The sequence below is a fragment of the Bilophila sp. T19-St14 genome (assembly GCF_059728385.1).
In genome coordinates, this window is sequence record NZ_BAAGFT010000001.1 from 2,158,507 (window position 1) to 2,182,908 (window position 24,402).

Annotated in this window: 18 protein-coding genes; 10 read left to right on the forward strand and 8 right to left on the reverse strand. The window is 60.9% G+C overall.

The features are described 5' to 3' along the window. Position 1 precedes the first annotated feature (1 nt). The 4 genes from dsrJ to AC6I1V_RS09235 all read left to right on the forward strand — a co-directional run bounded on the left by dsrJ (position 2) and on the right by AC6I1V_RS09235 (position 3,745). Positions 2–388 carry a sulfate reduction electron transfer complex DsrMKJOP subunit DsrJ gene (gene dsrJ / locus AC6I1V_RS09220; protein WP_302552678.1) on the forward strand — a complete coding sequence of 129 codons (387 nt, stop codon included), beginning with the start codon at positions 2–4 and terminating at the stop codon, positions 386–388. After that, positions 388–1,185, forward strand: coding sequence for a sulfate reduction electron transfer complex DsrMKJOP subunit DsrO (gene dsrO / locus AC6I1V_RS09225; RefSeq protein WP_302552677.1), 798 nt, complete (start codon positions 388–390; stop codon positions 1,183–1,185). Before dsrJ ends, dsrO begins: the two co-directional genes overlap by 1 nt. Positions 1,186–1,194: 9 nt before the next feature. Beyond that, the gene (dsrP, locus tag AC6I1V_RS09230; RefSeq protein WP_302552676.1) at positions 1,195–2,373 is read left to right on the forward strand and encodes a sulfate reduction electron transfer complex DsrMKJOP subunit DsrP; all 1,179 of its coding nucleotides are present in this window, start codon (positions 1,195–1,197) and stop codon (positions 2,371–2,373) included. A gap of 715 nt (positions 2,374–3,088) precedes the next feature. Next, positions 3,089–3,745, forward strand: a complete 657-nt coding sequence (locus tag AC6I1V_RS09235; RefSeq protein ID WP_302552675.1) for an alpha/beta hydrolase family protein — start codon at positions 3,089–3,091, stop codon at positions 3,743–3,745. 264 nt (positions 3,746–4,009) lie between these two features. Here the strand turns inward: AC6I1V_RS09235 and AC6I1V_RS09240 are convergent, their stop codons facing one another. Next, the gene (locus AC6I1V_RS09240) at positions 4,010–5,572 is read right to left on the reverse strand and encodes an LpxL/LpxP family acyltransferase (protein WP_486854413.1); all 1,563 of its coding nucleotides are present in this window, start codon (positions 5,570–5,572) and stop codon (positions 4,010–4,012) included. Beyond that, entirely contained in the window at positions 5,572–7,398 is a 1,827-nt protein-coding gene (msbA, locus tag AC6I1V_RS09245; protein ID WP_302552673.1) for a lipid A export permease/ATP-binding protein MsbA, read from the reverse strand. Before msbA ends, AC6I1V_RS09240 begins: the two co-directional genes overlap by 1 nt. Before the next feature lie 145 nt (positions 7,399–7,543). On the opposite strand from msbA, the gene AC6I1V_RS09250 reads away from it, so the two are divergent. The 6 genes from AC6I1V_RS09250 (at position 7,544) to murJ (ending at position 17,980) form a co-directional block, all read left to right on the forward strand. After that, positions 7,544–8,332, forward strand: a complete 789-nt coding sequence (locus AC6I1V_RS09250) for a pseudouridine synthase (protein WP_486854412.1) — start codon at positions 7,544–7,546, stop codon at positions 8,330–8,332. Positions 8,333–9,137: 805 nt separating this feature from the next. Further along, positions 9,138–10,064, forward strand: a complete 927-nt coding sequence (locus AC6I1V_RS09255) for a pyridoxamine kinase (RefSeq protein ID WP_302552671.1) — start codon at positions 9,138–9,140, stop codon at positions 10,062–10,064. 111 nt (positions 10,065–10,175) lie between these two features. After that, positions 10,176–11,066, forward strand: a complete 891-nt coding sequence (murI, locus tag AC6I1V_RS09260) for a glutamate racemase (RefSeq protein WP_486853918.1) — start codon at positions 10,176–10,178, stop codon at positions 11,064–11,066. Further along, on the forward strand, positions 11,063–12,157 hold the full coding sequence (locus tag AC6I1V_RS09265) for a pyridoxal-phosphate-dependent aminotransferase family protein (RefSeq protein WP_486853919.1): 1,095 nt from the start codon (positions 11,063–11,065) through the stop codon (positions 12,155–12,157). Before murI ends, AC6I1V_RS09265 begins: the two co-directional genes overlap by 4 nt. A 1,091-nt stretch (positions 12,158–13,248) precedes the next feature. After that, on the forward strand, positions 13,249–16,125 hold the full coding sequence (locus AC6I1V_RS09270; RefSeq protein WP_486853920.1) for a ComEC/Rec2 family competence protein: 2,877 nt from the start codon (positions 13,249–13,251) through the stop codon (positions 16,123–16,125). Between the two features lie 265 nt (positions 16,126–16,390). Further along, on the forward strand, positions 16,391–17,980 hold the full coding sequence (gene murJ, locus AC6I1V_RS09275) for a murein biosynthesis integral membrane protein MurJ (RefSeq protein ID WP_486849739.1): 1,590 nt from the start codon (positions 16,391–16,393) through the stop codon (positions 17,978–17,980). Positions 17,981–18,403: 423 nt separating this feature from the next. Here the strand turns inward: murJ and AC6I1V_RS09280 are convergent, their stop codons facing one another. The 6 genes from AC6I1V_RS09280 to hflK all read right to left on the reverse strand — a co-directional run bounded on the left by AC6I1V_RS09280 (position 18,404) and on the right by hflK (position 24,309). Continuing rightward, a complete protein-coding gene (locus tag AC6I1V_RS09280) occupies positions 18,404–19,567 on the reverse strand; it encodes a metallophosphoesterase family protein (protein ID WP_486849738.1) in 1,164 nt (387 codons plus the stop codon). Positions 19,568–19,719: 152 nt separating this feature from the next. Next, positions 19,720–19,920 (reverse strand): hypothetical protein, encoded by a 201-nt coding sequence (locus AC6I1V_RS09285; RefSeq protein ID WP_486853921.1) that lies wholly within the window; start codon positions 19,918–19,920, stop codon positions 19,720–19,722. Positions 19,921–19,948: 28 nt separating this feature from the next. Next, positions 19,949–20,959, reverse strand: coding sequence for a lytic murein transglycosylase (locus AC6I1V_RS09290; protein WP_479859454.1), 1,011 nt, complete (start codon positions 20,957–20,959; stop codon positions 19,949–19,951). Positions 20,960–21,539: 580 nt separating this feature from the next. Further along, positions 21,540–22,235: a LexA family transcriptional regulator gene (locus AC6I1V_RS09295; protein WP_302553491.1), complete on the reverse strand. Its 696-nt coding sequence runs from the start codon at positions 22,233–22,235 to the stop codon at positions 21,540–21,542. Between the two features lie 23 nt (positions 22,236–22,258). Further along, positions 22,259–23,107, reverse strand: coding sequence for a protease modulator HflC (gene hflC / locus AC6I1V_RS09300; RefSeq protein WP_302553492.1), 849 nt, complete (start codon positions 23,105–23,107; stop codon positions 22,259–22,261). Beyond that, a complete protein-coding gene (gene hflK, locus AC6I1V_RS09305) occupies positions 23,107–24,309 on the reverse strand; it encodes an FtsH protease activity modulator HflK (protein ID WP_302553493.1) in 1,203 nt (400 codons plus the stop codon). Before hflK ends, hflC begins: the two co-directional genes overlap by 1 nt. Positions 24,310–24,402: the final 93 nt, after the last annotated feature.

Genomic DNA, 24,402 nt, shown 5'->3' on the forward strand with positions numbered 1-24,402 from the left:
CATGTATAATGCCAAATACATCATCCCCGGCGTCCTGATCGCCGTAGCGGCGTTCACCTCGCCCTTCTGGCTGAACCTCGGCGGCAAGACCTACGTCTACCCCGAAGTCGCCCTGCCCACGGGCGAAGGCAAGGACAAGTGCATCGAGTCCAAGGAATGGATGCGTGCCGAACACATGGCCCTGCTGAACACCTGGCGTGATGAAGCCATCCGTGAAGGCAAGCGCGAATACGTCGCCACCGATGGCCGCAAGTGGGTCATCAGCCTTCAGGATACGTGCATGGCCTGCCATACGAACAAGGCCGACTTCTGCGACAAGTGCCACAACAGCAACAACGTCGATCCGTATTGCTGGACCTGCCACGTCGAGCCGAGAGGGAACAACTAATGAAAAGCAGAAGAGACTTTCTGAAGATAGCCGGTCTCTCCGCCTTTGCGCTGGGCACGGCTTCCGCCCTGACCCTCGCAGCCGGGGGCAAGGCCAGCGCCCTCCCGGCGGGCACCGCGCCCGCCAAGGGCAGCTACACCAACGAACCTGATGCCCTGCACGCCAAACGCTGGGCCATGGTCATCGATACCCGCAAGTTCACCTCGCCGGAACACTTCCAGCGCGTGATCGACGCGTGCCACCATGCCCACAACGTGCCCACCATCCCCGGCAACCAGGACATCAAATGGCTCTGGACGGACAAGTACGCCCACGTCTTCCCCGACGACGTGAACCCCTACATGCCCGAAAAGTTCCTGCACGGCGATTTCCTCCTGCTGTGCAACCACTGTGAAAACCCGCCCTGCGTGCGTGTGTGCCCCACCGCCGCCACCTTCAAGCGTGAGGACGGCATCGTGGTCATGGATCCGCACCGCTGCATCGGCTGCCGTTTCTGCATGGCCGGCTGCCCGTTCGGTGCCCGCAGCTTCAACTTCCGCGATCCGCAGCCCTATGTGAAGGACGTGAACCCAGAGTTCCCCATGCGTACCCGCGGCGTGGTCGAGAAGTGCACGTTCTGCACCGAACGTCTGGCGCAGGGCAAGCTTCCCGCGTGCGTGGAAGCCTCCGAAGGCGCGATGATCTTCGGCGACCTGAACGATCCGGATTCGCCCGTGCGTCAGGCCCTGTCGAAGAACTTCACCATCCGCCGCAAACCCACTCTGGGCACCCAGCCCGGCGTGTACTACATCATCTAGGAGGCCGCCATGCTCGAACTGATTCTCAAAGGCCGGCCGCGCTTCTACTTGTGGCTCTGCTTCCTTGGCGCAATCTTCGGCCTCGGCTTCATTGTGTACATCTTCCAGGCGAACATCGGCCTTGCCCTCACCGGCATGAGCCGCGACGTGTCCTGGGGCCTGTACATTGCCCAATTCACCTACTTTGTCGGCGTGGCCGCGGGCGCTGTGATGCTCGTGCTCCCCGCCTACTTCCACCATTACGAGAAGTTCAAGCGGATCATCATCTTTGGTGAATTCATGGCCGTGGGCGCCGTGATTATGTGCATGCTCTTCATCGTGGTCGACCTTGGGCAGCCGCAGCGTATGCTCAACGTGATGCTGCATCCCACGCCGAACTCCGTGATGTTCTGGGATATGACCGTGTTGTTCGGCTATCTCATCCTGAACATCGTTATCGGCTGGGTCACCCTTGAAGCCGCCCGCAACGACGTGGCTCCGCCGAAGTGGATCAAGGTCCTCATCTACATCTCCATCATCTGGGCCTTCTCCATCCACACCGTCACCGGTTTCCTGTACGCCGGCATTCCGGGCCGCCACTACTGGCTCACCGCCATCATGGCCGCCCGCTTCCTCGCCTCCGCGTTCTGCTCCGGCCCGGCCATCCTGCTGCTGCTCCTGCTGGTCGTGCGCCGCGTGACCGGCTTCGAGCCCGGCCGTGAAGCCATGAAGACCCTGTCCACCATCATTACTTATGCGATGTGCGTGAACGTGTTCTTCTACCTGCTGGAAATCTTCACGGCTTTCTACAGCGGCATCCCCGGACACCAGCACTCCATCCTGTACCTCTTCGTGGGGCATGACGGACATATGGCGTGGATCAACAGCTGGATGTGGACGGCGGTGGTCTTCGCCGCGCTGTCCCTGCTCATGCTGATCCCCCCGGCACTGCGCTACAATGAAAAGATCCTGCCTTGGGCCCTTATCCTGCTGGTGATTGCCTCGTGGATCGACAAGAGCCTCGGCCTGCTCATCGGCGGCTTCGTGCCCAACATGTTTGAAACCGTCACCGAATACACCCCGACGGTTCCTGAAATCCTTATCGCCCTCGGCGTCTACGGCCTCGGAGGCATCATTGTCTCCGTACTCTGGAAGATCGCCATTGACGTGAAGAAGGAAAACGGGACGTTCGCGTTGAAGGGCAATTAAGCCTTAAAGAAGAGAGGGAATCCCTTCTCAAGGGGTTCCCTCGGCCTCTCCCCGTTTTGGGGTGAAGGCGGCCTTTCCAAAGCCCCTGTGTGGAAATCGCACAGGGGCTTTTCATTGGGGAAGGCCATGCCATAAGGCTGTGGAGCGTTTCCCCCTCCACAGCACGGGGAAGGCCATTGATTACGCTTCCGGCAATCCTGAGCTAAGGTTTCCCCTCCACAGTACGGGGAAGGCTGCCGTCATGCCGCACTTGTGGCCGATGTGTGGAGTTCCTCCCCGCGGTACGGGGAAAATTGCTCGCCCTGCATGTCGGCAAGCGGAACCCAATGGTTTTAATTGTCCCAGGCGGGGATGTCGCGCCGGGAAGCAAGAATTCCTCACAGGACGGGGAAGATTGTCCGGGCTCGCGCCTACCAATACGTTCTGGAGGCTCCTCCCCACAGCACGGGGAACATGCGGTTTTCCCCGGCTTTCCGCCGGTGGGTTCCATAACGGAGGCACTGCCGGTTATCCCTCTCGAACTTCAAGAAAGAAAACATCAGCCGCCTGCCGTGGTACGGCCTTGGGAAAAAGGGGGCTCTCACCCGCTTGCCAAGGCTGCTGGGCTTTGACATCCTAGAGCGCGTTGCTGAACGGCAATGTTTCCTCCCCGGTTTTTCGCGCGGGAAACGCCCGGCGGCGCGCCCGCCCGATTTCAACCCAAAAGGAAGGGCCGATGAACTTCACGTTTCAACGCAACCCCAAACGGCTTCTGGAGCTGTGCGGCATGTCCGCCGTCCGGGACAGGCGGCAGGAAAAGCTTTTCATGGAAAAAGCGGCGGCCCTTGACGCGCAGGCCCTGCGGCCTCTGGTTCTGGTCATCGGCGGCTTCCTCGATCAGATCCTCGGAAACAGTTATGCCGTCAGTGCCCGCTATCCCGCCGATCTGCGCGCCAAACACGATGTCTGGTTCCGCGAACACTACGAAAGCCGCAAGATGCGCGGCATCGTGAACCTCTACGCTTCCAAGGGCCATTCCGTGGCCCTCATCGGGCACAGTTGGGGCGGGGATGCGGCGGTCAACCTCGTCGCCCGTAAGCTCGACGCGCCCATTGATCTGCTGATCAGCCTCGATCCCGTATCCCGCAAGGGAGCGCCCCGCCGGAAGCTCCCCAACGTCCGCCACTGGCTGAATATCCATATCGACTACAGCCGGAGCACATGGTTCGACATCCCCAACCTCGTGGCCCGTATCGGCGGCCCGTGGGAAGCCGCGGAAACCGCCGATGCGAACGTCTCCTGTCCCCCGGATATGACTCATGCGTGGGCGTGGGGGATGTTTGAGCGCTACGGCGAAAAAGTCCTGCGGGAACGCGCCGAAGGCTGGAAATAAGAAAAGAATGGCCCCGCCACAGCATTTGGCTGATGCAATGTTCACGCATGGCTGTGCCATAGGAAATGGTTGATGCTTTTTTTGGCTCTGTTATAGGTTGTTTCATCTCCACAGTGAGGTGAAAATACGGCCTTTTTTCCAGTTTTCCCCTTGGCGGGCTCCACGGCTAAAGCATTTTTCCGACTATCTCTTTGGAGCTTCAAGAAAAAAAGCATCAACCATTTTCTTTAACACAGCCTCTGAAAACAGCACTCTCCAAACTTATCAATCGTCCATAACCCGCTTCGTCTTCCAACGGTTGTGCATCCAGAACCATTGATCGGGCGCGCGGCGAACCATGCGTTCAATGGCCTCCGTGTAATACGTGGCAGCCATGAGCGCTTTTTCATCGGCAGTGCCCTCAAGCAAAGCCGTATCCAGCGGCTCTTCCATAAGCATACGGTAGCGATCCCCATCGCGTATCAAAACAAGGGGCCAGACAAGGGCCTTGGCCCGGACGGCGAGGACAGCGGGCCCCTTGTTGACGGCGGCCTCCTCGCCAAGGAACGGCAGGAAAAGCGCTTCGCTCCTGCTGGTATTGTGATCCGCGAGGAACGCCGCGTACCCGTTCTTTCTGAGTACCCGCAGTACCGGAAAAGTCGCTTCCCGGTGTCCGACGACGCCCGCCCCGTGCGCGGAGCGCAGCCGCGTGGTGACGTAATCCATCACCTTGTTTCTGTACGTCCGCACGACCGTCAGGCGCGGATGATCGGATACCTCCCCAAGCATGCCGGCCAACAGCTCCCACGCCCCAAGATGTGCCGTCGTCGCCACACAAGGGCGCTCCCCACGCTTAAGGCGCTCCAGCAGATCCGGGCGCTCCACATCAAGCAAAGGATGGGACAGGCCGAACTGGGGGACAAGGACGGACTCAAGGAACGAGCGGGCGTTGTGCATGAAGCTGGCCCGCGCCAACGATTCCGCCGTTGCCTGTGAAACCTCAAGGTGCCGGGCGATGCTCTCCGTGGCGAGGCGGCGGCGCTTGGGCAGGCAGGCCCAGAGCAGGGAACCAAGCCCCTTGGCAAGCGTGCGGATCCGGGAAAAGCCGAGCTTGCCGAGCAGAAGGGCGAAGCCATACCCCACCCGGCACATGATCCAAGAAAACGCTTGGGAAACCTGGTGCGGCAAAGAAGGGGAAGGCGGCACATCGGGCGCTTTCAGCCCCTCAAGCTTTTCTTCAAGGCGGCGGCACTCGCGCGCTACGGCTTCGGGATCGCGGATATCGCATTCAACGTAATAGGCGTCGGCGCACACCATCGAAACCCGGCTGAACGGCAAAGGAAGCTGGAAGCGATCCCAGCTTTTGAAGACCTTACGCCGCTCCATGAACAGACGGATGGGCACGATGGGCGCATTTGCCCGTGCCGCGAGGAATATCGCGCCTTCTTTGACCTCATGGCGCGGGCCGCGCGGGCCGTCCACGGTCACGCAGCCGCAGATCCCGGACTCGCGCATCCGGTGGGCGGCGGCAAGGAGGGCCTTCACCCCCCCCCTGGAACTGGAGCCCCGTGCGGTTTCAAGGCCCATGCGTTCCAGCACCCCGGCGAGGAGATCGCCGTCGTCGCTCTGGCTGACCAGCGCGATGATGTTGAGCTGGCGTTTCAGGTAAATCAGAGGAAAGAGCTCATCATGCCACAGCGACAGAACCACGGGGCGGCCCTGATCGGCCGTGTTTTCGATGGTGGCGCGGTTGATTTCGGTATAGCGCAGCGAGCGGCACCACAAGCGGTACAGCCAATACACGGGCGCGGAAAGGCCCCCAAGCAGCGATTTTCCAAAATAGGGCATCAAGACTCCACAATATCGGTTTCACACACGCAGACGTCCTCATGCGTACGGAACTGCATGTTGTACAGTCGGGTATACAGTTCGCAGCGCCCAAGCAGCTCCTCGTGCCTCCCGATGTCCACGATGCGCCCGCACTCCATGACCACGATGCGATCCGCTTCCAGAATGGTGGAAAGCCGGTGCGCGATGATCAGGCTGGTGCGGTTGAGCATGAGGTTGTCGAGGGCCTTCTGAACCATATGTTCGGATTCGGAGTCAAGGGCGCTGGTGGCCTCGTCCAGAATGAGCAGGGGCGCATCCTTGAGCAGGGCGCGGGCAATGGTCAGGCGCTGCTTCTGGCCCCCGGAAAGGCGCACGCCGCGCTCCCCGATGGGCGTTTCGTAGCCTTCGGGCAGCTCGCTGATGAAGCCGTCGGCATAGGCGGCCGCGGCTGCGGAACGCACGCGCTCCATATCCAGATCCGAGGAGAGGTCGCGCCCATAGGCGATGTTTTCGGCGATGGTCGTGTCGAACAGGAAGGCATCCTGTGAAACCATTGATACCGAGCGCCGCAGGGACGCCAGCGAATATTCCTTGATCGGCTTGCCGTTCAGGAGGATTTCGCCGTGCTGCGGATCATAGAAGCGGGGGATCAGGTTGACGAGCGTGGTCTTGCCCGCGCCGGAAGGCCCCACGAAGGCGATGCGCTCCCCGGCCTTCACCGTAAGCGAAACGTCCCGGAGCGCGGGCGTGCCCTCATCGCCGTAGTGCAGGCTCACGTTGCGGAAGGCCAGCTCGCGGAAAGGCTCGTCCAGCGGCAGCGTGCCGCCGCGTTCGGTCTTGAGGGCGGGATCGTCGAGGATGGCGAATACGCGCTCGGCCCCGGCAAGGGCGTTCTGCACGTTCATATTCGCACCGTTCAGGCTTTTGAAAGGCGTATACAGCATGGCAAGCGCGCCCATGAAGGCGAAGAACGTGCCCGGAGTCATATCGCCCTGGATGACCTCGCGGCCGCCGTACCAGATGACCAGCCCGATGCCGAGGGCGCCGATGAGTTCCATCACCGGGGACGACAGCTCGGACACGCAGGACTGGCGGAAATTGATGTTGATGATCCGGGCGTTTTCCTTGTTGAAACGCCCCGTTTCCTGCTTTTCGGTGGCGAAGGCCTTGATGACCCGGATGCCGCTGAGCAGTTCCTGCAACATGCTGGAGATGCTGGCGTTCACCTCGGCGTTCTTGCGCCCGTACCGCCGCAGGGCCCGGCTGAACAGCGACAGCGGGAACCCGGCGATGGGCAGGACGATGACGGCCCAGCACGCCAGCTCGAAATTCTGTTGGAACACGACGTACAGCAGGCTGATCATGGTGATCACCTGCCGGATGATCTGGATGAACGCGGGCAGGCTCTGCCGGATCATGCCCACGTCGTTGATGACGCGCGACATGAGCGCCCCCACCTGCGACTCCTCATAGAAGTGCAGGGGCAGGGTAATGATTTTCTGGAACAATTCCTGCCGCATGGTTTCCAGCACATGCAGCGCGCTGTAGTGCATGCACCAGTTTTGCAGGTAGCGCCCGGCGCCCTTCAGGGCCGTCAGCACGATGAAGGCCAGAGGCACGTACAGAAGCGCCTTGCCGTCCTGCCGGATGAAGATGTCGTCGAGCGCGGGCTTGATCAGCCATGCCGTGCCTGCCGTAGTTGCGGAAACGACGCCGGAAGCCAGCAGCGCGACGACCATGGCCCACTTGTAAGGGAGGAAGTACCGGAACACCCGCAGAGCCAGCCGGAGTTCTTTCCTGCGGCGCTCGGAGCGTTCCTCCTTGGTCTCTTTCTTTTTACTCATTCGCATATTCCTTGACGAAAGGGCATTCTAGCCCACATTATCGGCAAGCGCCAGCGGAGAATCCCGGCCCGCGCCCAAGAGCTGCGGGGAGGCGCTGCGCCGCGCTTTTCAGGAACGGCCCAGCGCACGCGCACTTAGGAGTATCATGGAAAAGACCGTACGAATCAACAAGGCGCTGGCGGACGCCGGCGTCTGTTCCCGCCGCCGGGCCGACGAGCTCATCGCCGCCGGGCGCGTCAGCGTCAACGGCGAGCCCGTCGCCACGCCGGGCCTCCAGGTCAGGCCCGGCGCCGACAGGCTGGAAGTGGACGGCAAGCCCGTCCGGCCCATTGCGCAGTCCCCCTGCTACCTGCTGCTGAACAAGCCCGTGCGCGTGGTGTCCACGGCCTACGATCCCGAAGGCCGGACCACGGTGCTCGATTTCGTCCCCGCGAAGTGGAAGGCACGCCGCCTTTATCCCGCCGGGCGTCTCGACTTTTTTTCGGAAGGGCTTGTCCTGCTCACCGACGACGGCGAACTGACCAACCGGGTCGTGCATCCCCGGCACCACATGCCGCGCGTGTATCGCGTGCTCATCCGGGGCGGGGTGTCCGACCGCGCCTTGGACGTCATGCGCAAGGGAATGACGCTTGCCGAAGGCGAAAAGCTCGCGCCCGTGGAAATCCGCGTCCTGCCGGGGCAGGTTCATGACCTGTCCGGGATTTCGCGCAATGCCGAATCTCCCACGGGGCAGCGCGGCACACTGCTCGAAATGACCCTGCATCAGGGCCTGAACCGCCAGATCCGCCGCATGTGCCGCGATCTGCATCTGACCATCCTCCGGCTTGTCCGCGTCGCGCAAGGCCCCTTGCGCCTCGGCGTCATGAAGCCCGGCGAAGCCCGCGAGCTGACCCCCGCCGAAGTGGCGGCCCTGAAAAAAGCTGTGGGGATGTAAGAGGAAATTGGAGGGGGGAGGGGAAACTTTCTGTAGAAAGTTTCCCCTCCCCCCTCCAAGCCTCCCCCCTCCTCTTCAAAGACTTTCGGCCTTATCGAATCCCTGTTCGCCGCTTTCCCCGTAGGCATGTAGGGTGGGGTTGCACTGTACGATGCCGGGAGCCACAGTGTCGGCTTTCCCCGTAGGTATATAGGGTGGGGGAGATCCTCGCCCCGGCGGGCGATACGCTGTCAGCTTTCCCTGCAGGCGCGTAGGGTGGGGAAAGATGGGGGATCTTGCCTGAAAAATGGGCGCACCCTGCTTGTTTTTTGGTGAAAATCGTTTTTGCCCGTTTTGAGGCATTCGCCCTTTCGATGAGTTAAAGATTTCATTTTGAATTTCACGTAGTTGGAATATGGATTTTATTGCAAGGCTGTGTCCTAGAAAATGGTTGATGCTTTTTTCCTTGAAGTTTCAAAGGAATAACCAGCAAAATGCCTTAACCATAGGTTTCGCCAAGGAGAAACCTGAAAGAAAAGGCTGTATTTTCACCACACTGTGGGATGAAACAACCGCATACTATGACAGAGCCTTTCTCTTTATCAACCGTAAACTTGAACAGAGCCATTGCAAAAGCGAATATCTCCCGTTTTCAGGATCTTGATTTGCCGCCCCCGGTATGGGAAACTTCTGCCTCCTGAAAAACAATGGGGCTCCCCCTCTCAAAAAGGCCGACTCTTTGGGAAGGGAGGGGGTTCGGGGGAAGGCTCCCCCTTCTCCAGAAGGGTTTCCCTCCCCCGTCCAAGCCTTTCCCCGGAGTCTCGCTATGCGCAACCCAGTCCCCAGAATCGCCGCAATCCATGATATGTCGGGGTTCGGGCGCACCTCGCTGACGGTGGCGATCCCGATCCTCTCCTGCATGGGCATACAGGTCTGCCCGATGCCCACGGCGGTGCTCTCCACGCACACGGTGGAATTCACGGACTATACGCTGTGCGACCTCACCCCGGAACTGGGCGGCATCCTCGACCACTGGGAAAGGCTCGGCCTCCATTTCGACGGCGTGTACTCCGGCTTTATGGCCTCCCCGGAACAGATGGATTCGGCAGCCCGGTGCATCCGCAACTGCCTTGCCCCCGGCGGGCTGGCGGTCGTGGACCCGGTGCTTGGGGACAACGGCATCCTTGATCCCACCATGACCCCGGAAATGGTGGAAAAAATGCGCTGGCTCATCTCCTGCGCCGACATCATCACCCCGAACATCACCGAAGTCGCCCTGCTCCTCGACGAGCCGTTCACGCCCCGGATCTCGCCTGAGGAAATCAAGGGCCGGCTGCGCCGCCTGTCCGCAATGGGGCCTCAAACCGTGGTCGCCACAAGCGTCCCCCTGCTGGAAGGCGGCAGGGACCCCGGACGCAATGCCTCGGTCATTGCCTACGAACGCAACGAAGACCGTTTTTGGCGCATTGACTGCGCCTACATCCCCGCCCACTACCCCGGCACGGGGGACACGTTCTCCAGCGTCCTCACGGGCAGCCTCATTCAGGGCGACAGCCTGTCCATCGCGCTGGATCGCGCCGTCCAGTTCGTCACCCTCGGCATCCGGGCCACATTCGGGCAAGGGCTGCCTTCGCGCGAAGGCATCCTGTTGGAACGCATCCTCGGCAGCCTGTTCGCGCCCGTCTCGGCCTGCAAATGCCGGCTCATGGACGGGGACGGCTGCCATACCCCGGCGGCCCCCTTTGAAGGCTGACATGGGCCCCGCCTCCCGTCCCAAAGGCGCACGATCGAAATCGCGGACGGCGGGACGCCCCGGACGCGAACGCCCCATCCGGTACGGCGGCATGGGGCAAAGGATATGCTGATGACTACGGAACAATGCGCCCAAAGCCAACTGCCCATTGGCCTTTTCGATTCCGGCGTGGGCGGCCTGACCGTCCTTGACGCCATGCGCCGCCTCATGCCCGGCGAGGATTACCTGTTCCTTGGAGACACCGCCCGCGTGCCCTACGGGGCCAAGAGCCAGAAAACGATTGTCCGTTATTCCCTTCAGGCCGCCGCCAAGCTCATCGGCCAGCGCATCAAGCTGCTGGTCATCGCCTGCAACACGGCCACGGCCGCCGCGCTTCCCACCCTGCGCGAAACATGGCCCGACATGCCCATCATCGGCGTGATCGAGCCCGGTTCCCGCGCCGCCTGCGAAGCCTCGCCCTCCGGCGACATCGCGGTCATCGCCACCGAATCCACCATCCGCAGCGGGGCCTATGCCGAGGCCATCCTCCGCCGCCGCCCCGAAGCGCAGGTCCGCAGCCTTGCCTGCCCCCTGTTCGTGCCGCTGGCCGAAGAAGGCTGGTTCGACGGCCCCATCGCCGAGGGCGTGGTTTCACGCTACCTTGAGCCGCTGTTTAAGAAAGCGCCCGCGCCCGACTGCCTCGTGCTCGGCTGCACGCACTACCCCATGCTCGCCGCCGCCATCCGCAAGGTCGTCGGGCCGGAAGTCCATATCGTGGATTCCGCAGCGACCACGGCTGAAGTCGTCAAGTGCCGCCTCGCCGATGAAGGGCTGGCCCACCCGCAGGCCGGGCGCACGGGGCGCATCCGCTTTTTCATCACCGACGACCCGCAGCGGTTCACCCGCACGGGCAGCCTGTTCCTCAACATGACCATCACGGACAGCGACGTCCGGCTTGTGGATCTTGAAAACGTGCCCCTCCCCGACGCCGCCGAAACGCCAACACAAAGGAAACCATCATGAGTTACGCCCCCATTCCTATGGTTCCCGGCCCGGTCGCCCTGCATGAAGACGTCATCGCCGTCCTCGGCAGGGATTACGGATCGGGGCAGGTCGAATCCGATTTCCTGTGCCTTTACGACGCCGCCAGCCGCAGCATCGGCAAGCTCATGGGCACAAAGGACGATGTCGTCCTGATGACCGGCGAAGGCATGCTCGCCCTCTGGGGCGCGTTGAAAAGCTGCCTGAAACCCGGCGATCATGTGGTCAGCGTCGGTACCGGCGTCTTCGGGGACGGCATCGGCGAAATGGCCGAATCCTTCGGCTGCATCGTGGAAAAAGTATCCCTCCCTTATGATTGCAGCATCCGTGAAAGCGACCTTGCCGCCGTGGAGGAAGCCATCCGCCGCGTCAAGCCGGTCATGCTGACCGCCGTGCACTGCGAGACGCCGTCCGGCACCCTGAACCCCATCGGGCTGCTCGGCAAGCTCAAGAAGGATCTCGGCGTGCCGCTGTTCTACGTGGACACGGTGGCGGGGCTCGGCGGGGCACCCGTACACATGGACGAATGGAACGTCGACCTGATGCTCGGCGGTTCCCAGAAATGCCTGAGCTGCCCCCCAAGCATGAGCATGGTGGGCGTCAGCGCCGCCGCGTGGGAACGCATGAAGGAAGTAAACTATCAGGGTTACGACGCCATCCTGCCCTTCCGCACCGTGCGCACGGACGGGCGCTGCCCCTACACCCCGAACTGGCACGGCGTGGCCGCGCTGTACGCCGGGACGCAGGCCATTTTTAAGGAAGGCATGGACGCCGCGTTTGCCCGCCACGAAGCGGTGGCGGCCCAATGCCGGGCGGGGCTGGCCGAACTCGGCATCAAGCTCTGGACGGCCCCCGACGCCGTCAACGCGCCGACCGTCACGGCGGCCATGATCCCCGACGGCTTTACGTGGCCGGAATGGAAAGAAGCCCTCCGCCGCCGAGGGCTGATCTGCACCGGCAGTTTCGGCCCGATGGACGGCAAGGTCTTCCGCCTCGGACACATGGGTACGCAGGCCCAGCCGTACCTCATGGAACAGGCCCTCGACGCCATCGCCGCCACGCTGAAAAAATAGCCCGCTGAGGCAAAACGCTTTCGGGGAGGGCCCAGCCCTCCCCCTTCCGGGCGTCTTAACATGCATCTTAAGGTGCATTCCACAAAAGGATATGACAGGGGCAGGGCCGTATGAAATGCCTTTCCTCAGCGAAGCCCTTTCAAAGGGCCCTGCCGTAGGCACATGATTGGCATTTTGCATAACTCAACAATTATACAAGCCTTTTTCCTTTGAAAAAATATGGCTAAGGCACTCCGTTTTTTGGGCTGCATCATAAGGAAATGCTTGATGCTGCATTTCTTGAAGCTCCAAAGGGATAACTGATAAAATACCTCAGCCGGAGAGTCCGCCAACGGAAAAATTGAAGAAAAAAAGCTGTTTTTTCGCCATATTGTGGAGATGAAACAATCACATTCCATAACAGGGACTTGGGTTTATTTGGAATTTCAAAAAATAAAGGCTGTGTCATAAGAAACGGTTGATGCTTTCTTTCTTGAAATTCCAAAGGAATAACCAATAAGATGCTTCAATTATGGAGTCCGTCAGCGGAAAAATTGGAGAAAAAGTCTCTACTTTCAGCATACTGCTGAAATAAAGCAACCATGTTGCTATGACAGAGCCAAAATAAACTATAGTGTCGTCATACCATTTGACTGATATATTTTTCAGTGGCTGCTCTTATTGAGCGCCTTTTAAAGGCATTTGCTGGCGTTCCCGACAACGAAAAAGTTTTCCCCAGTTCCATCTTGAATTGCATAAAATAGAATACCAACCTTTCCCTCTGGCAGAACCTGAAACACCAATCCCTTGCTGTGATGCAGCCTAACCCATCAACCGGTTGCCCTAGGCTGTGTCGTCATTGTATATAATTATTTGAAATTATTAAAAAATAATCTTTTTTGCAACTTGAAAATAATTTAATACTTTCAATAAATGATACATAATTGACGACACAATCTAACAGGACCTTTCAGAAAAATCCGGTAAGCGCACCCTGAAAAGGCCCCGCATCGGCAGGCTTGGGAACGGGAGGAAAAACGTAACGGCCCCTTTCCCCAGAAACGCGCCTCCCCTTTTCCATCTTCCTTCTCCTTCCCAAAACAACTTGCGCCATGCCGACAAAACAGCCGATGCCGCCCGTCCCGCCGCTTCAGCCGCTCCTGTTCTGGGAAACCGGCGTCTTGCTGTTCGCCGCGGGAATCGTCGCGGCCCGTTTCCCGATTCCGGCTTTGACGGCCTGCGCCCTGTTCGCATGGGCGGACAGCCGGACGCGCCGCCCCCTTTGCTGCCTGCTGGCGGCTGCGTGCGTCATCGCGGGCTGGTGGATCGGTGGGAAGTCCGCTCCGCGCGTCCCCCAAGAGTATCCGGCATGGCTGGAAAAAAGCCTGTCCTCGCGGCGGGCCGTCACCGTGGAGGGCGTGATCGTCGGTTCCCGCGGCCTGCCGGATCAGCGGCTGCAAATCATTCTGGACGATGTAGGCCCCGCCGAAAAGGAACCGCTCCCCGGCAGGCTGGCCCTGACGTGGCAGGACATGCCCGACGTACCCCGCCCCCTGCCGGGGCAACGGATAACCGCAAACCTGAAAATCCGCCCGGTTCACGGCTTCCGCAACCAAGGCGCGTGGAACAGTGAAGACTACTGGCATCGCCAAGGCGTGTTCTTTCAGGCGTGGGCCAAACAGGATGACGCCGCCATCCGTACATCCGGCACGCCTTCCGCCGGAGCCGGGCTGCGGGAACGCCTGCGCCTGCGTGTCGCCGCCGCGCTGGGTTCGCCGGAAGAACGCGGCCCCCGCACGCTTTCCCCTTCCAGTGCGGACGGAAACACTTCCCGGCGGTCGGCCCTGCCGCCCCCAGCCGCTTGGAACGAATTGCCTCCTGCCCCACGGGAGGAGAACCTCCCGTCCGCCCCTGAGCGGGTTGGGGCCGTACGGATTGGCGAGGTTCGGAACCATTCCGGTTCACCGGCGCACTCCGCAGCGCCGGCGGATACGAGGCCCTTTTCAAGGATGCGGGACGGCGGCTCTTCCATCATCCCGGCCTTGCTGTTCGGGGATCGCTACGGGCTCAACACGCCGGACATGGAACGCATCAACGCGGCGGGGCTGATGCACAGCCTTGCCCTGTCCGGGCAGCACCTTGCCGTCGTCGGCTTGGGCGCGTTGGCGCTCACAGGGATGGTGGGGCTTCTCGCGCCGGGGCTGTTCCTGCGCTTCCCGGCCTACAGCCTCATCGGGCTCCTGAGCCTGCCGCTGGCCTACGCCTATCTATGGCTTGGCGATGCGCCGCCTTCACTGGTGCGGGCCGCCCTGATGCTCACCATCGTTTGCCTGCTGCACTGCGTGCCCGATCTGCTTCCCGAACGCTTCCGCCGGAACCTGCGCCCGGCCTTCACCTTTGCCGACGTGCTCCTGCTCGCCCTGCTCTGCATGGTTCTGGCCGATCCCCTGTGCCTTTACGATCTGGGCGTGCAGCTCTCTTTTTCGGCGGTGGCGGGCATCGCGCTTTGTTCCCCGTGGCTCAGCAAGCTCTGGAACGACGGCCCGTTTTCCTTCTCGCCGCTCAAAGCCCTGCAAGGCGGGATCTCGCCCATGCGTGCCGCCATGAGCCGTTTCGCCCGGCTTCTCTGGCTGACCCTCGGCTGTTCCGTTGCCGCGCAGCTCGCCACCCTCCCCCTCGTGCTGGATGCCTTCGGGCGCTCGACCCTCTGGTTCCCGATCAACCTGCTCTGGCTTCCGGCGCTCGGCTTCATCGTCCTGCCGCTGTCGTTCCTTGGGCTTATCGCCGCGGCAGCCGGGTTGGAACAGGCTGCCGCTTTCCTGCTCCATCTGGCGAACATCCCTTGCGAGGCCCTTCTGTACGGCCTGCGCTGGCTACAGGCGCACGCGGGTCTGGATCTGTTCGTATCCCCGCGCCCGCACTGGACCGCCATCCTCGGCTTCGGGGCGGCTGCCGTGGCGCTGGCCATGCGCGTACACCGGGATCACTTCCCGCACGCGGCGAAACGCCTTCTGATCTCCGGCGCGCTCCTGCTTTCCGTCGGGCCGCTGCTCTGGATACATGCCTTCTTTGAACCCAAAATTTCCCTCAGGGTGCTGGATGTCGGGCAGGGGCAAGCCATCCTTCTGGAATGGCCCTGCGGAGGGCGGGCGCTGGTGGACGGCGGCGGGCTGTTTTCCGACCGTTTCGATGTAGGGAGGGATATCGTTTCCCCGGTGCTCACCGCCAACAACCTGCCCCGGCTGGACTTCATCGCCGTAACGCATCCCGACCGGGATCATCTTAAAGGCTTGCTGTTCATCGCGGACAATTACGCGATAAAAAAGGCTTATACCGCTCCGCTTGAAGGCATCGACACGCCGCGGCAGGGTTCGCCCCGGCCTCTCTCCGAAGCGTTTGCCGCCATCCTTGCCTCGCGCGGCATTCCCCGTCATACTTTGCGGGCGGGAAACGTGCTCCCCCTTGCGGGCGGGCTGGCGCTTGAAGTGCTGGCCCCGGCCCCCGGCGTGACGCCTTCGGGCAATAACGGGCTGGTGTTCCGGCTTGCCCTCAACGGGCACAGCCTCGCCTTGCTGCCCGGAGACGCCGAAGCCCCGTACCTGCGGGCCCTGCTGCGAAGCGGCGCGGATCTTTCGGCGGACGTGCTCGTCCTGCCTCACCACGGTTCCGCAGGCAGCCGTGTCCCGGCCCTGTACGACGCGGTATCCCCAAAGCTGGCCATCGCCAGCGCCGGGGCGTACAACCCTTACCGGCTTCCTTCCCGGAAAGTCCGCGACGCATTGGAATGGCGGGATATTCCGCTTTACATCACCGGCGATGAAGGTGAAATTGCCGTCCATTGGGCCCTGAAAAAGAATGTTGGGAAGAACCCCACCCTTCAGGAAGGCTTTCCTCCACAGCCTCGCCTCTCCCTATATGGCCAACCTCTGGAGAGGGCAAAGGCCCTCCCGCCGGAAATACGGAATGGCGGCAGCATCCCTTTACCCTAAAAAACCGTTGGAGGACGGGAACGGATGCCGGGCAGGGAAAAATAGGGCTCTGTCACAGCACATGGTTGTTTTTTCTCGGCAATATGCTGAAAATATATGCTTTTTCTCCAATTTACCGCTGGCGGGCCCCATAACTGGGGGATTTCATTGGTTATCCCTTTGGAATTTCAAGAGATAAAGCATCAACCGTTTTCTGTGACACAGCCCAACATATTCCCCGGAAAGCCCTTTTCCCGGTTTGAACCTCCAATCATAAGGATAACCAGTGCGACTGACGGCAACGCATAAAATGGGCATAGCGGCCCTGATCATGGCGGGCAGCGTGTTCCTGTCCCGGCTCATGGGGCTGGTACGGGATAAGGTGGTTTCGTGGCAATTCGGGGCGGGTGCGGAGTCGGACGTCTATTTCGCGGCCTTCGTGATCCCGGACTTCCTCAATCACCTGCTTGCGGGCGGTTATATCTCAATCACCCTGATCCCTTTGCTTTCCAAACGGTTCGAGGAGGATGAGGCCGACGGCTGGCGGTTCTTCTCGGCGGTGTTCTGGTGGGCGGCACTCAGCATAGCCGTCCTGACCGCCGTGGCCTGGATCTTCGCCCCGGAACTCTCCCAACTCGTCGGGCCGGGATTTTCCCCGGAAAAACAGGCACGGCTGTCCCATTTCCTGCGCATCATCCTGCCCGCACAGGTCTTCTTCCTGCCCGGCGCGTGCGTATCCGCCCTGCTCTACATCCGCAAGCAGTTCCTCACCCCCGCGCTCACGCCGCTCATCTATAACGGCTGCATCATCGCGGGCGGCCTCCTCGTGACCGGGAGGGACATGGAAGGCTTCTGCTGGGGCGTCCTGTTCGGCGCGGCCCTCGGCTCGTTCCTGCTGCCCGTCATGGCGGCCCGCTCCTCCGGCGCGCCCTTGCCCGAAGGCATCCCCGCTGGGCTGCGGCTCCGCTTCAACCTGCGCCACCCGCTCCTCAAACGGCTTCTCCTGCTGGCCCTGCCGCTTATGCTCGGCGTGTCCATTGTGGCTATGGATGAACAGTTCGTGCGTATTTTCGGCTCCATGGCGGGAGAAGGGGCGGTGAGCCTCCTGAGCTATGCCCGGCGCATCATGCTTGTCCCCGTGGGCGTGGTGGCGCAGGCCGCGGGCGTGGCGTCCTTCCCGTTCCTTGCCGCGCTGGCGGCCAGGGGTGACGACGCCGGGTTCGACAAGACCCTTGGCACGGCCCTGCGCGGGAGCATGCTTGTGGTCATCCCGCTCACGGCCTATATGATGGCCGTTGCCCTGCCCACGCTCGGATTCATCTTTGAAGGCGGGCAATTCTCCGCCGAGGAAACCATCCTCGCCGCGCCGCTGCTCCAGATGCTGCTCCTTTCAGTCCCCTTCTGGGTCGTGCAGCAGGTTATCGGAAGGGCTTTCTACGCCCGCCAGAATACCCTCACCCCGGCCATCGTAGGCACCGCAGCGACCATTGCGGCCCTGCCCGTCTATCCGCTCGCGGTAAAGCTCTGGGGGGCGTTCGGCGTTGCCACGCTGACGACGCTCTGCCTCTTCGCCTACACCCTTGCCCTGTCGTGGTTCTGGATCCGCAAGCACGGCAGGGGCGCGTTCGACGGCATGGGGCGCCTGCTCATCAAGGGCTGCCTGCTGGCCCTGCCCGGCACGCTGCTGGCCTTTTCCGCGGTCTACGGGCTTTCAGGCCGCCTGCCCCTCTGGTTCCCCTCCCTGTACGCCTATCTGCCCGCAGCTATGCGTCACGCCGTCATATGCGGCATCGCCGGGGTCATCTTCGCCATCCCCTATCTTTTGCTCGCCAAGCTGTTCATGCCCGAAGCATTGTCGTTGAGAAGGGGAAGGTAGGGATTGAAGATTGGAGGGGGGAGGGGAACCCTTCTGGAGAAGGGTTCCCCTCCCCCCTCCAAACCTCCCCCTTCCCCTCCCAAGACTTTCGGCTTTATCGAATCCCTGCTGCAAGCCTTCCCTGAAGGCAACAAAGCCGCCTGAACGGTGTTCAGGCGGCTTCTTTTTTTGGGGAATTGGAAAAGGCGTTTTACGAAAAATTCCAATATACTCTTTTCGCTTGGAACATTTCCGCTTTGCAATGTGTCTTGCTTCAAAAACAATCCGCGCCGGAAAAACTCAAGGACAGGGATTCGATAAACACGAAAGTCTTTGAAGAGGAGGGGGTGGAGTTTGGGGAGGGGGTGGGGAAACGTGGGGGTACTCCCCCCTTCTTCAGAAAGTTCCCCTCCCCCTCCCCAATACTATCCTCCGCCATCCGCACTAAATCCCGATGGTCTTGCTCTCCCCCCACGTAACCGCCGGATGCTTGGGATCGGCGTTCCAGAGGGCTTCGCGCACGGTCATCTTCCGGGCGTCGGTATCAATGCTCACCACCTGAAAGGAAAGGCGTTTCTCGTCCTTGCCGGACACATTGCCCTTCATGGGAGAATCCACGCGGAACACGGGCATGGCGATGTCGTTGTCCGGGCCGCCCCACGTGTAGAACTCGTTGTAATTCTCGTTGCCGTGAAAATACGCAACGATGGCGGGGTGCTTCTTGAGGAACGCCGCAAGCTCCCGGTGTTCCTTGACCGGGACTTCCTTGGCCTTGCGAACGCTGGACACGTCGGAAACCAGATTCTCGAACTTGTCCTTCGCGTTGATGTCCCCGGAACCGTTGGGGTTGATGAGGTGCTTCGCCTCAATGTCCGGCTGATCGTGGGTGAACAGCAGCACCGGCTTGCCGGAAGGGATGCCGGCCAATTGCGCGCCGAGCCATGACCGGGCCGCGCTGTCAGGCCACATCTGTACGAAAAGCAGACGTACGCCGCCGTATTCCCGGCTCAGGAACACCTTGTCCCGCTTCGCGTCAAAGGCTTCGGACGTCAGCGAGGCGTTGTTGGCGCGGTTGTACATGGCGAGCAGGGAGCCATTGTCCTTCGCCGGGGCCATCGCCCTGTAAAACCCCACGGCATTGGTCACGTCGTGGTTGCCGGGAATAGCCAGCACTTCAGCCGCCTTACCCGCACGGTTTTTGAGCGAGACGCCGTTGATGTACTGCTGCTCGAACAGGGCCCAACACTCCGAAGCCGAAGGAATCAGGCGCTCGTCGGTTCCTTCCATGCGGTTGGCGATGTCGCCGGTTGAGATCACCGCATCGGCCCACTGCACGGGCTGCCCGGCCCGGACGCCGCCGTCATCGGGAAGCGTGATCCCCGGAAGCGTATTGATGGCCTGCACCATCGCCGCATTGACTTCGCGGGAAGACACCTTATCCAGCCCACGGAATGCCTTGCGGGTGATCCCATAATGCTGGTCAGAGGTATAGACAAACTGAACCAGCTCGGCCCGCGCCGGAGCCAACAGCCCCATCAGCAGAAGCAGTGCGGCCACGGCACCCATGAGGCCCTTGTTCAACAGCCTGCCGGAAAGTCGATACGTCATTTTCATTCTCCGAATAAAAGTTTGGCCCGTCAGAGAGACAGACCAAACTGATACGCCGTTTCCGTGACGCCTTGGCGAACGGACGGATACAATTCCGAGAAGCCCCCTCCCCCGTTTGGACGGGGCGATAGGCCCGCCAAGGTTCCAAAGCCTTAGCCTGGGGCCTTTTTCCTTGGCTGCGCTATAGAAAATGGTTGATGCTTTTTTCCTTGAAGCTCCAAAGGGATAACCGGAAAAATGCCTTGGCCGTGAATCCCGCCAAGGGAAAAACTGGAAAAAAAGCCGTATGTTTCACCGCACTGTGGAGATGAAACAACCACATACTTAACAGAACCTTTTCCTTTGTCCTCCATGAGGATGCCTAGGGAACAGGAGGGGGCGTTACTCCGCCACGTACCCCTGCGCCTCCGCAAGGCCGAGGATCGTATTGGCGTAGATGTCGATACGGTTATAGGTCTTGATGACCTTCTGCTTTTGGGCGCGGGTCGCCGCCTTGTTCCAGCCGTGCCGTGCGAGGTAGTTGGAAAGGCTCGCCACGGCATCGGGCACGTCAAACAGGTTCACCACGCCGTCCCCGTTGCCGTCGGCCCCGTAGTGGCTGATATTCGTGGGCATGAACTGGCACAGCCCGACAGCCCCGTAAATGGAGCCCGGCATGGACAGCGCGTCCTCGCCGGATGCGCGGATATTTTTGAGCAGGGCGACCAGTTCCTTATAGGCCCAGTCCGAACGCTGCTCCATGCGCTGCTGGATCCAGCTTTGGCGATTGGCCGCCGCGGATCCGGGAAGCTGCGCCACATACGTGGAAATGGCCTCTGGCCGCCGGGATGAAGCCATGCTCGCCAGCGTGTAGAACGCCTTTTCCTTGCCCAAGAACGTGCCGAGGCGGGTTTCCACGAACAGGAGCGACACGGAAATCTGGCGCGGCACGCCGAACGTCCGTTCGGCATAATCGAAGGCGGGCTTGTTGGCCTCAAGGAAGGCCCGGCATTTCTCCACGTTCCCGGCGGTGATCACGCCGGGATAGACCAACGGCTTGGGGCGGGCGGGGGCTGCGGGCTTTGCGGAGGGCGGCGCCGGCTTTGGCTTGGGGGCGAAGGCCTTGGTATAGAGCTCCTTGATCTTGCGGCCCATCGGATCCTGCGACGGCATCCCCATCGAGGCAAAGAGAACCGGAAGATCCGGGCCGTCCAGCCCGTCGGCACGCAAACGCTGGTACAGGGGCAGCCATGCCGGGGGGATCGCAGTGCCCGTATACGAGCCCTGATAAGAGGGATATTGGGGCGGCTGCGCTTGCGCGCCGGGCTGCGCGTACACGATCCTGTTCTGTGAGCACCCCGCCCCAGCCAGCGCCAGCAAAAGCAAAACGGCGCTCAACGCACGCCGTATCATGGAACTCTCCAAAGCATTCTCCTCTTTTTCATTGAATCGTGAAACGGCCCTTTTCCAAAGGCCCCGCCATAGGACGCGGCTGTTCCATCTCCACAGTATGGTGAAACTACAGCCTTTTCTCCAGCTGTTCCGTTGCCGGGCTCCATGCCTGCGGCATTGCATCGGCTTCCCTTGGAACTTCAGGAAGGCATCAGCCATTTCCCATGACGCAGCCTTTCAAAAAGGCTCTGTTATAGTTTGTGGTTGTTTCATCTCCACAGTGCGGTGAAAAATACAACCTTTTTCTCCGGTTTTCCTCTTGGCGGAATACAGGGCTAAGGCATTTTGTCGGTTATCCCTGTGGAACTTCAAGGAAAAAAGCATCAACCATTTTCTATAACACAGCCTTTCAAAAAGGCATCCCACGAGCTCTCCCCAAACATTGCCAGCCCTCCCAGTCCATAAAATCCCTGCTCCCGGCCTCCCCGCAGGCCAACAGGCCGACAGGGAAAACCGCGAACAGGGATTCAATGAACGTAAAGCCGTTATACGTTGGGGCCGGGCGAGGGGCTTTGGGAAAAGGCCCCTCACCGGTTATACATTACACATTCTGCAACACCCAGGACACCCTGCCGAGGATGCGGCCCGGACAGTCCTGAGGGAGAAGCACCACGCCGGGATGGGCGGGCTGTTCCGTCCTCAGGATGAAACGGTCATGATCGCCGTCGAGGAACAGGCGTTTGAGCGCCACGCCCTCATGCGGCATATATACGGCGTACACTTCGCCGGAAATGGGATGCGCACGCGAAGTATCCACCCCGACATAGGCCCCGCGGCGGATCAGCGGGGAAAACGAATCCGATTCGATATGAAACACGAGCGTCTGCGCATTGACGTAGGACTGCGGCAGGGCAATCTTGCCCGAAGTCTGCAAATCCGGGGCGGGATGCCCCTCTTCATACGCGCATTGCGTCGAATAAACCTTAGCCAGCGTGCTGATGGCGTTGGGGTCCGCATAGTGGGCCGGTTCCTCGCGGAACCCTTCCGGCGGGCCTTCAACCGGCGTATAGACCTGATCGATCTTCAGGAACATCGGGCCGGTGCCGCTCTTGATCCAATCGGGGTTGAGCCCGAACTTTTCAAACAGTTTCATGTACCAGTCGGAAGGGATCGAATTCCGACGCTTCGCATCCGAAATGCTTGACTGCCGTATTTCAAGCACGGCGGCCAGTTCCGTTTGGGTTCTGGCATTCGTCGCACAACGGATGCGGTCATAAACTTCCTGAAAAAACGTCATTGAAGAACTCCATACCCCCGGGGTTATCTGATGGGGGCGAGGAAAGGGTCATCGTTCGTAATCACAATGCGGGAATTTTGCTCGAAGCCCTTCTTGAGCGCTTCAAGCCCGCGCTGAAACTTATAGAAGTCCGGGGCGCGGGAAAAAGCTTCCGCAAAAACCCGTGCCGCCGTCGCATCGCCCTCACCGCGGATGACGGATGAACGGCGGTTGGCCTCTGCCAGTATCACTGCCCGTTCCCTGTCTGCTTCGGAACGGAGTTTTGTCGCTTCTTCGACACCTTCGGAGCGGTACTGCTTGGCCTGGCGCTCGCGTTCGGCCCGCATCCTTCCGAAAATGGCCCGCTGGTTTTCGGCGGGCAGGTCGGTGCGCTTGATGCGCACGTCAACAACTTCAATACCATACTCTTTCATGATGTCCGAAGCGCGGCGGGTCACGTCGGCCATGATGCCGCTGCGTTTGCTCGAGACGACCTCGGTCAGGCTGTGCCGACCAACCTGGGCGCGCAACTGGGAGTACACGACGTCATCAAGGCGGGCCTGGGCCCCCGGTATCGTGCGCACCGATCTGTAGAACTGTAAAGGATCGATGATCCGCCAACGAGCGTAGTTATCGAGAACTATAGCTTTTTTGTCGCTGGTCAAGGCCTCTGCGGCCCTTGCCTCATAATCTAATACGCGCGCGTCGAAACGCACGACGGTTTGGATAAGCGGAATCTTGAAATGCAGGCCCGGCCCAAACACCCTGTCCACAGGGTCGCCGAGCTGGATCACCAGCGCCTTTTCCGTCTGGTTGACGATGAAGATGCTCTGGGAACCGATCAAAACCAGAATGATGATCAGGCCGATCAAAAAGGGAAAACGCTTTTCCATCAGTTGTCCCCCCTCGGTCTGCTCAGGGTTGCTTCCGGGAGCCGTCCCCCGGAAAGGTGTTCTTGGGGCGCAATCTTTCCGGCGGACGGGGCGGGCTGCATGAGCGGCAAAAGCGGCAGCACGCGATCGGCGGCGTCCTTCGGAAGAACGAGTTTTTCCATGCCGGGGCGGCTGAGGATTTCTTCCATGGCTTCAAGATACATGCGCTGCTTCGTGACGTCCTTGGCCTGCTCGTACTCCTTGAGGAGCGCGAGGAAGCGGTCGGCTTCGCCCTCGGCATTGCGGATACGGGTTTCCTTGTAGGCCTGCGCCTGATTCTCCACCTCGGCGGCGAGGCCGCGCGCCTTGGGGATGAGCTCGTTGCGGTAGGCTTCGGCTTCGTTGATGATGCGGCTCTTGTCCTCGCGGGCGCTGGCGACGTCCTTGAAGGCGTCGCTGACTTCCTTGGGCGGGTGGACGTCCTGAAGCTGGACGGCTATGACGCGCACGCCGACCTTGTAGCGGTCGAGGATTTCCTGCAGAAGCTGCGTGGCTTCCGTCTGGATCTGGAGCTTGCCGTCCGTCAGCGCGGAGTCGATGAGGCTGTTGCCGATGACTTCGCGCATGGCGGCTTCCGCGGCGTTTTTGACCACGGCGGCCTGATCCGTCACGTTGAACAGATATTCCACCGGATTCTTGATCTGGTACTGGACGCTGAACTGCACGTTGACGATGTTCTCGTCGCCAGTGAGCATGGAAGCCTCTTCAGGCAGGGAACGGTTCGCGCCCTGCTGGAAGGTGCGCCCCTGCCCTACGGAACGGAAGCCCACTTCCACACGCTGGACTTGCGTGACTTTGGGTTTGTAGACGGTTTCTATGGGAAAGGGCAGCGCGTAATGCGGGCCGGCCCCGACCGTGCGGTCGTATTTGCCGAAGCGCAGGACAACGCCCTCTTCATCGGGGTTGACGATATAGATGCCGGAAAGCAGCCATACGGCGACGAGCGCGACAAGGATCCACTTGGCCTTGCCGCCGGCGGGCGCGGAGAGGTGAGGCAGGCGCTTGAAGGCGTCGGAGAGCTTCTCATAGTCCGGCCCCCTGCCTCCGTTGCCGCTCCCGCTGCCGAAAGGCGGCTCTTCTTCGTTATTATTGCTGTTGTTATTGTTGTTACCCCAGTTCTGCCTCTGCCGTTTCTCTTGGAGCTTGTCCCAGTCCCAGTTCATCAAGATTCCTTCATATGGCCAGAAAAACTCCTCCGTACCGGGGCATGCGGGGCGCACCGGCACGGGCCGGGCATCGCATCCCCCTTCGGAGGG

Bases quoted from the DNA above. Each gene is read 5' to 3' on its own strand.
- AC6I1V_RS09250 (WP_486854412.1), top strand. From the start codon at position 7,544: ATGGAAAAGACCGTACGAATCAACAAGGCGCTGGCGGACGCCGGCGTC.
- AC6I1V_RS09280 (WP_486849738.1), bottom strand. From the start codon at position 19,567: ATGACGTATCGACTTTCCGGCAGGCTGTTGAACAAGGGCCTCATGGGT.
- dsrJ (WP_302552678.1), top strand. From the start codon at position 2: ATGTATAATGCCAAATACATCATCCCCGGCGTCCTGATCGCCGTAGCG.
- msbA (WP_302552673.1), bottom strand. From the start codon at position 7,398: ATGAGTAAAAAGAAAGAGACCAAGGAGGAACGCTCCGAGCGCCGCAGG.
- AC6I1V_RS09240 (WP_486854413.1), bottom strand. From the start codon at position 5,572: ATGCCCTATTTTGGAAAATCGCTGCTTGGGGGCCTTTCCGCGCCCGTG.
- AC6I1V_RS09265 (WP_486853919.1), top strand. From the start codon at position 11,063: ATGAGTTACGCCCCCATTCCTATGGTTCCCGGCCCGGTCGCCCTGCAT.
- AC6I1V_RS09290 (WP_479859454.1), bottom strand. From the start codon at position 20,959: ATGATACGGCGTGCGTTGAGCGCCGTTTTGCTTTTGCTGGCGCTGGCT.
- AC6I1V_RS09235 (WP_302552675.1), top strand. From the start codon at position 3,089: ATGAACTTCACGTTTCAACGCAACCCCAAACGGCTTCTGGAGCTGTGC.
- hflC (WP_302553492.1), bottom strand. From the start codon at position 23,107: ATGGAAAAGCGTTTTCCCTTTTTGATCGGCCTGATCATCATTCTGGTT.
- hflK (WP_302553493.1), bottom strand. From the start codon at position 24,309: ATGAACTGGGACTGGGACAAGCTCCAAGAGAAACGGCAGAGGCAGAAC.
- AC6I1V_RS09295 (WP_302553491.1), bottom strand. From the start codon at position 22,235: ATGACGTTTTTTCAGGAAGTTTATGACCGCATCCGTTGTGCGACGAAT.
- AC6I1V_RS09255 (WP_302552671.1), top strand. From the start codon at position 9,138: ATGCGCAACCCAGTCCCCAGAATCGCCGCAATCCATGATATGTCGGGG.
- AC6I1V_RS09285 (WP_486853921.1), bottom strand. From the start codon at position 19,920: ATGGAGGACAAAGGAAAAGGTTCTGTTAAGTATGTGGTTGTTTCATCT.
- dsrO (WP_302552677.1), top strand. From the start codon at position 388: ATGAAAAGCAGAAGAGACTTTCTGAAGATAGCCGGTCTCTCCGCCTTT.
- AC6I1V_RS09270 (WP_486853920.1), top strand. From the start codon at position 13,249: ATGCCGACAAAACAGCCGATGCCGCCCGTCCCGCCGCTTCAGCCGCTC.
- dsrP (WP_302552676.1), top strand. From the start codon at position 1,195: ATGCTCGAACTGATTCTCAAAGGCCGGCCGCGCTTCTACTTGTGGCTC.
- murI (WP_486853918.1), top strand. From the start codon at position 10,176: ATGACTACGGAACAATGCGCCCAAAGCCAACTGCCCATTGGCCTTTTC.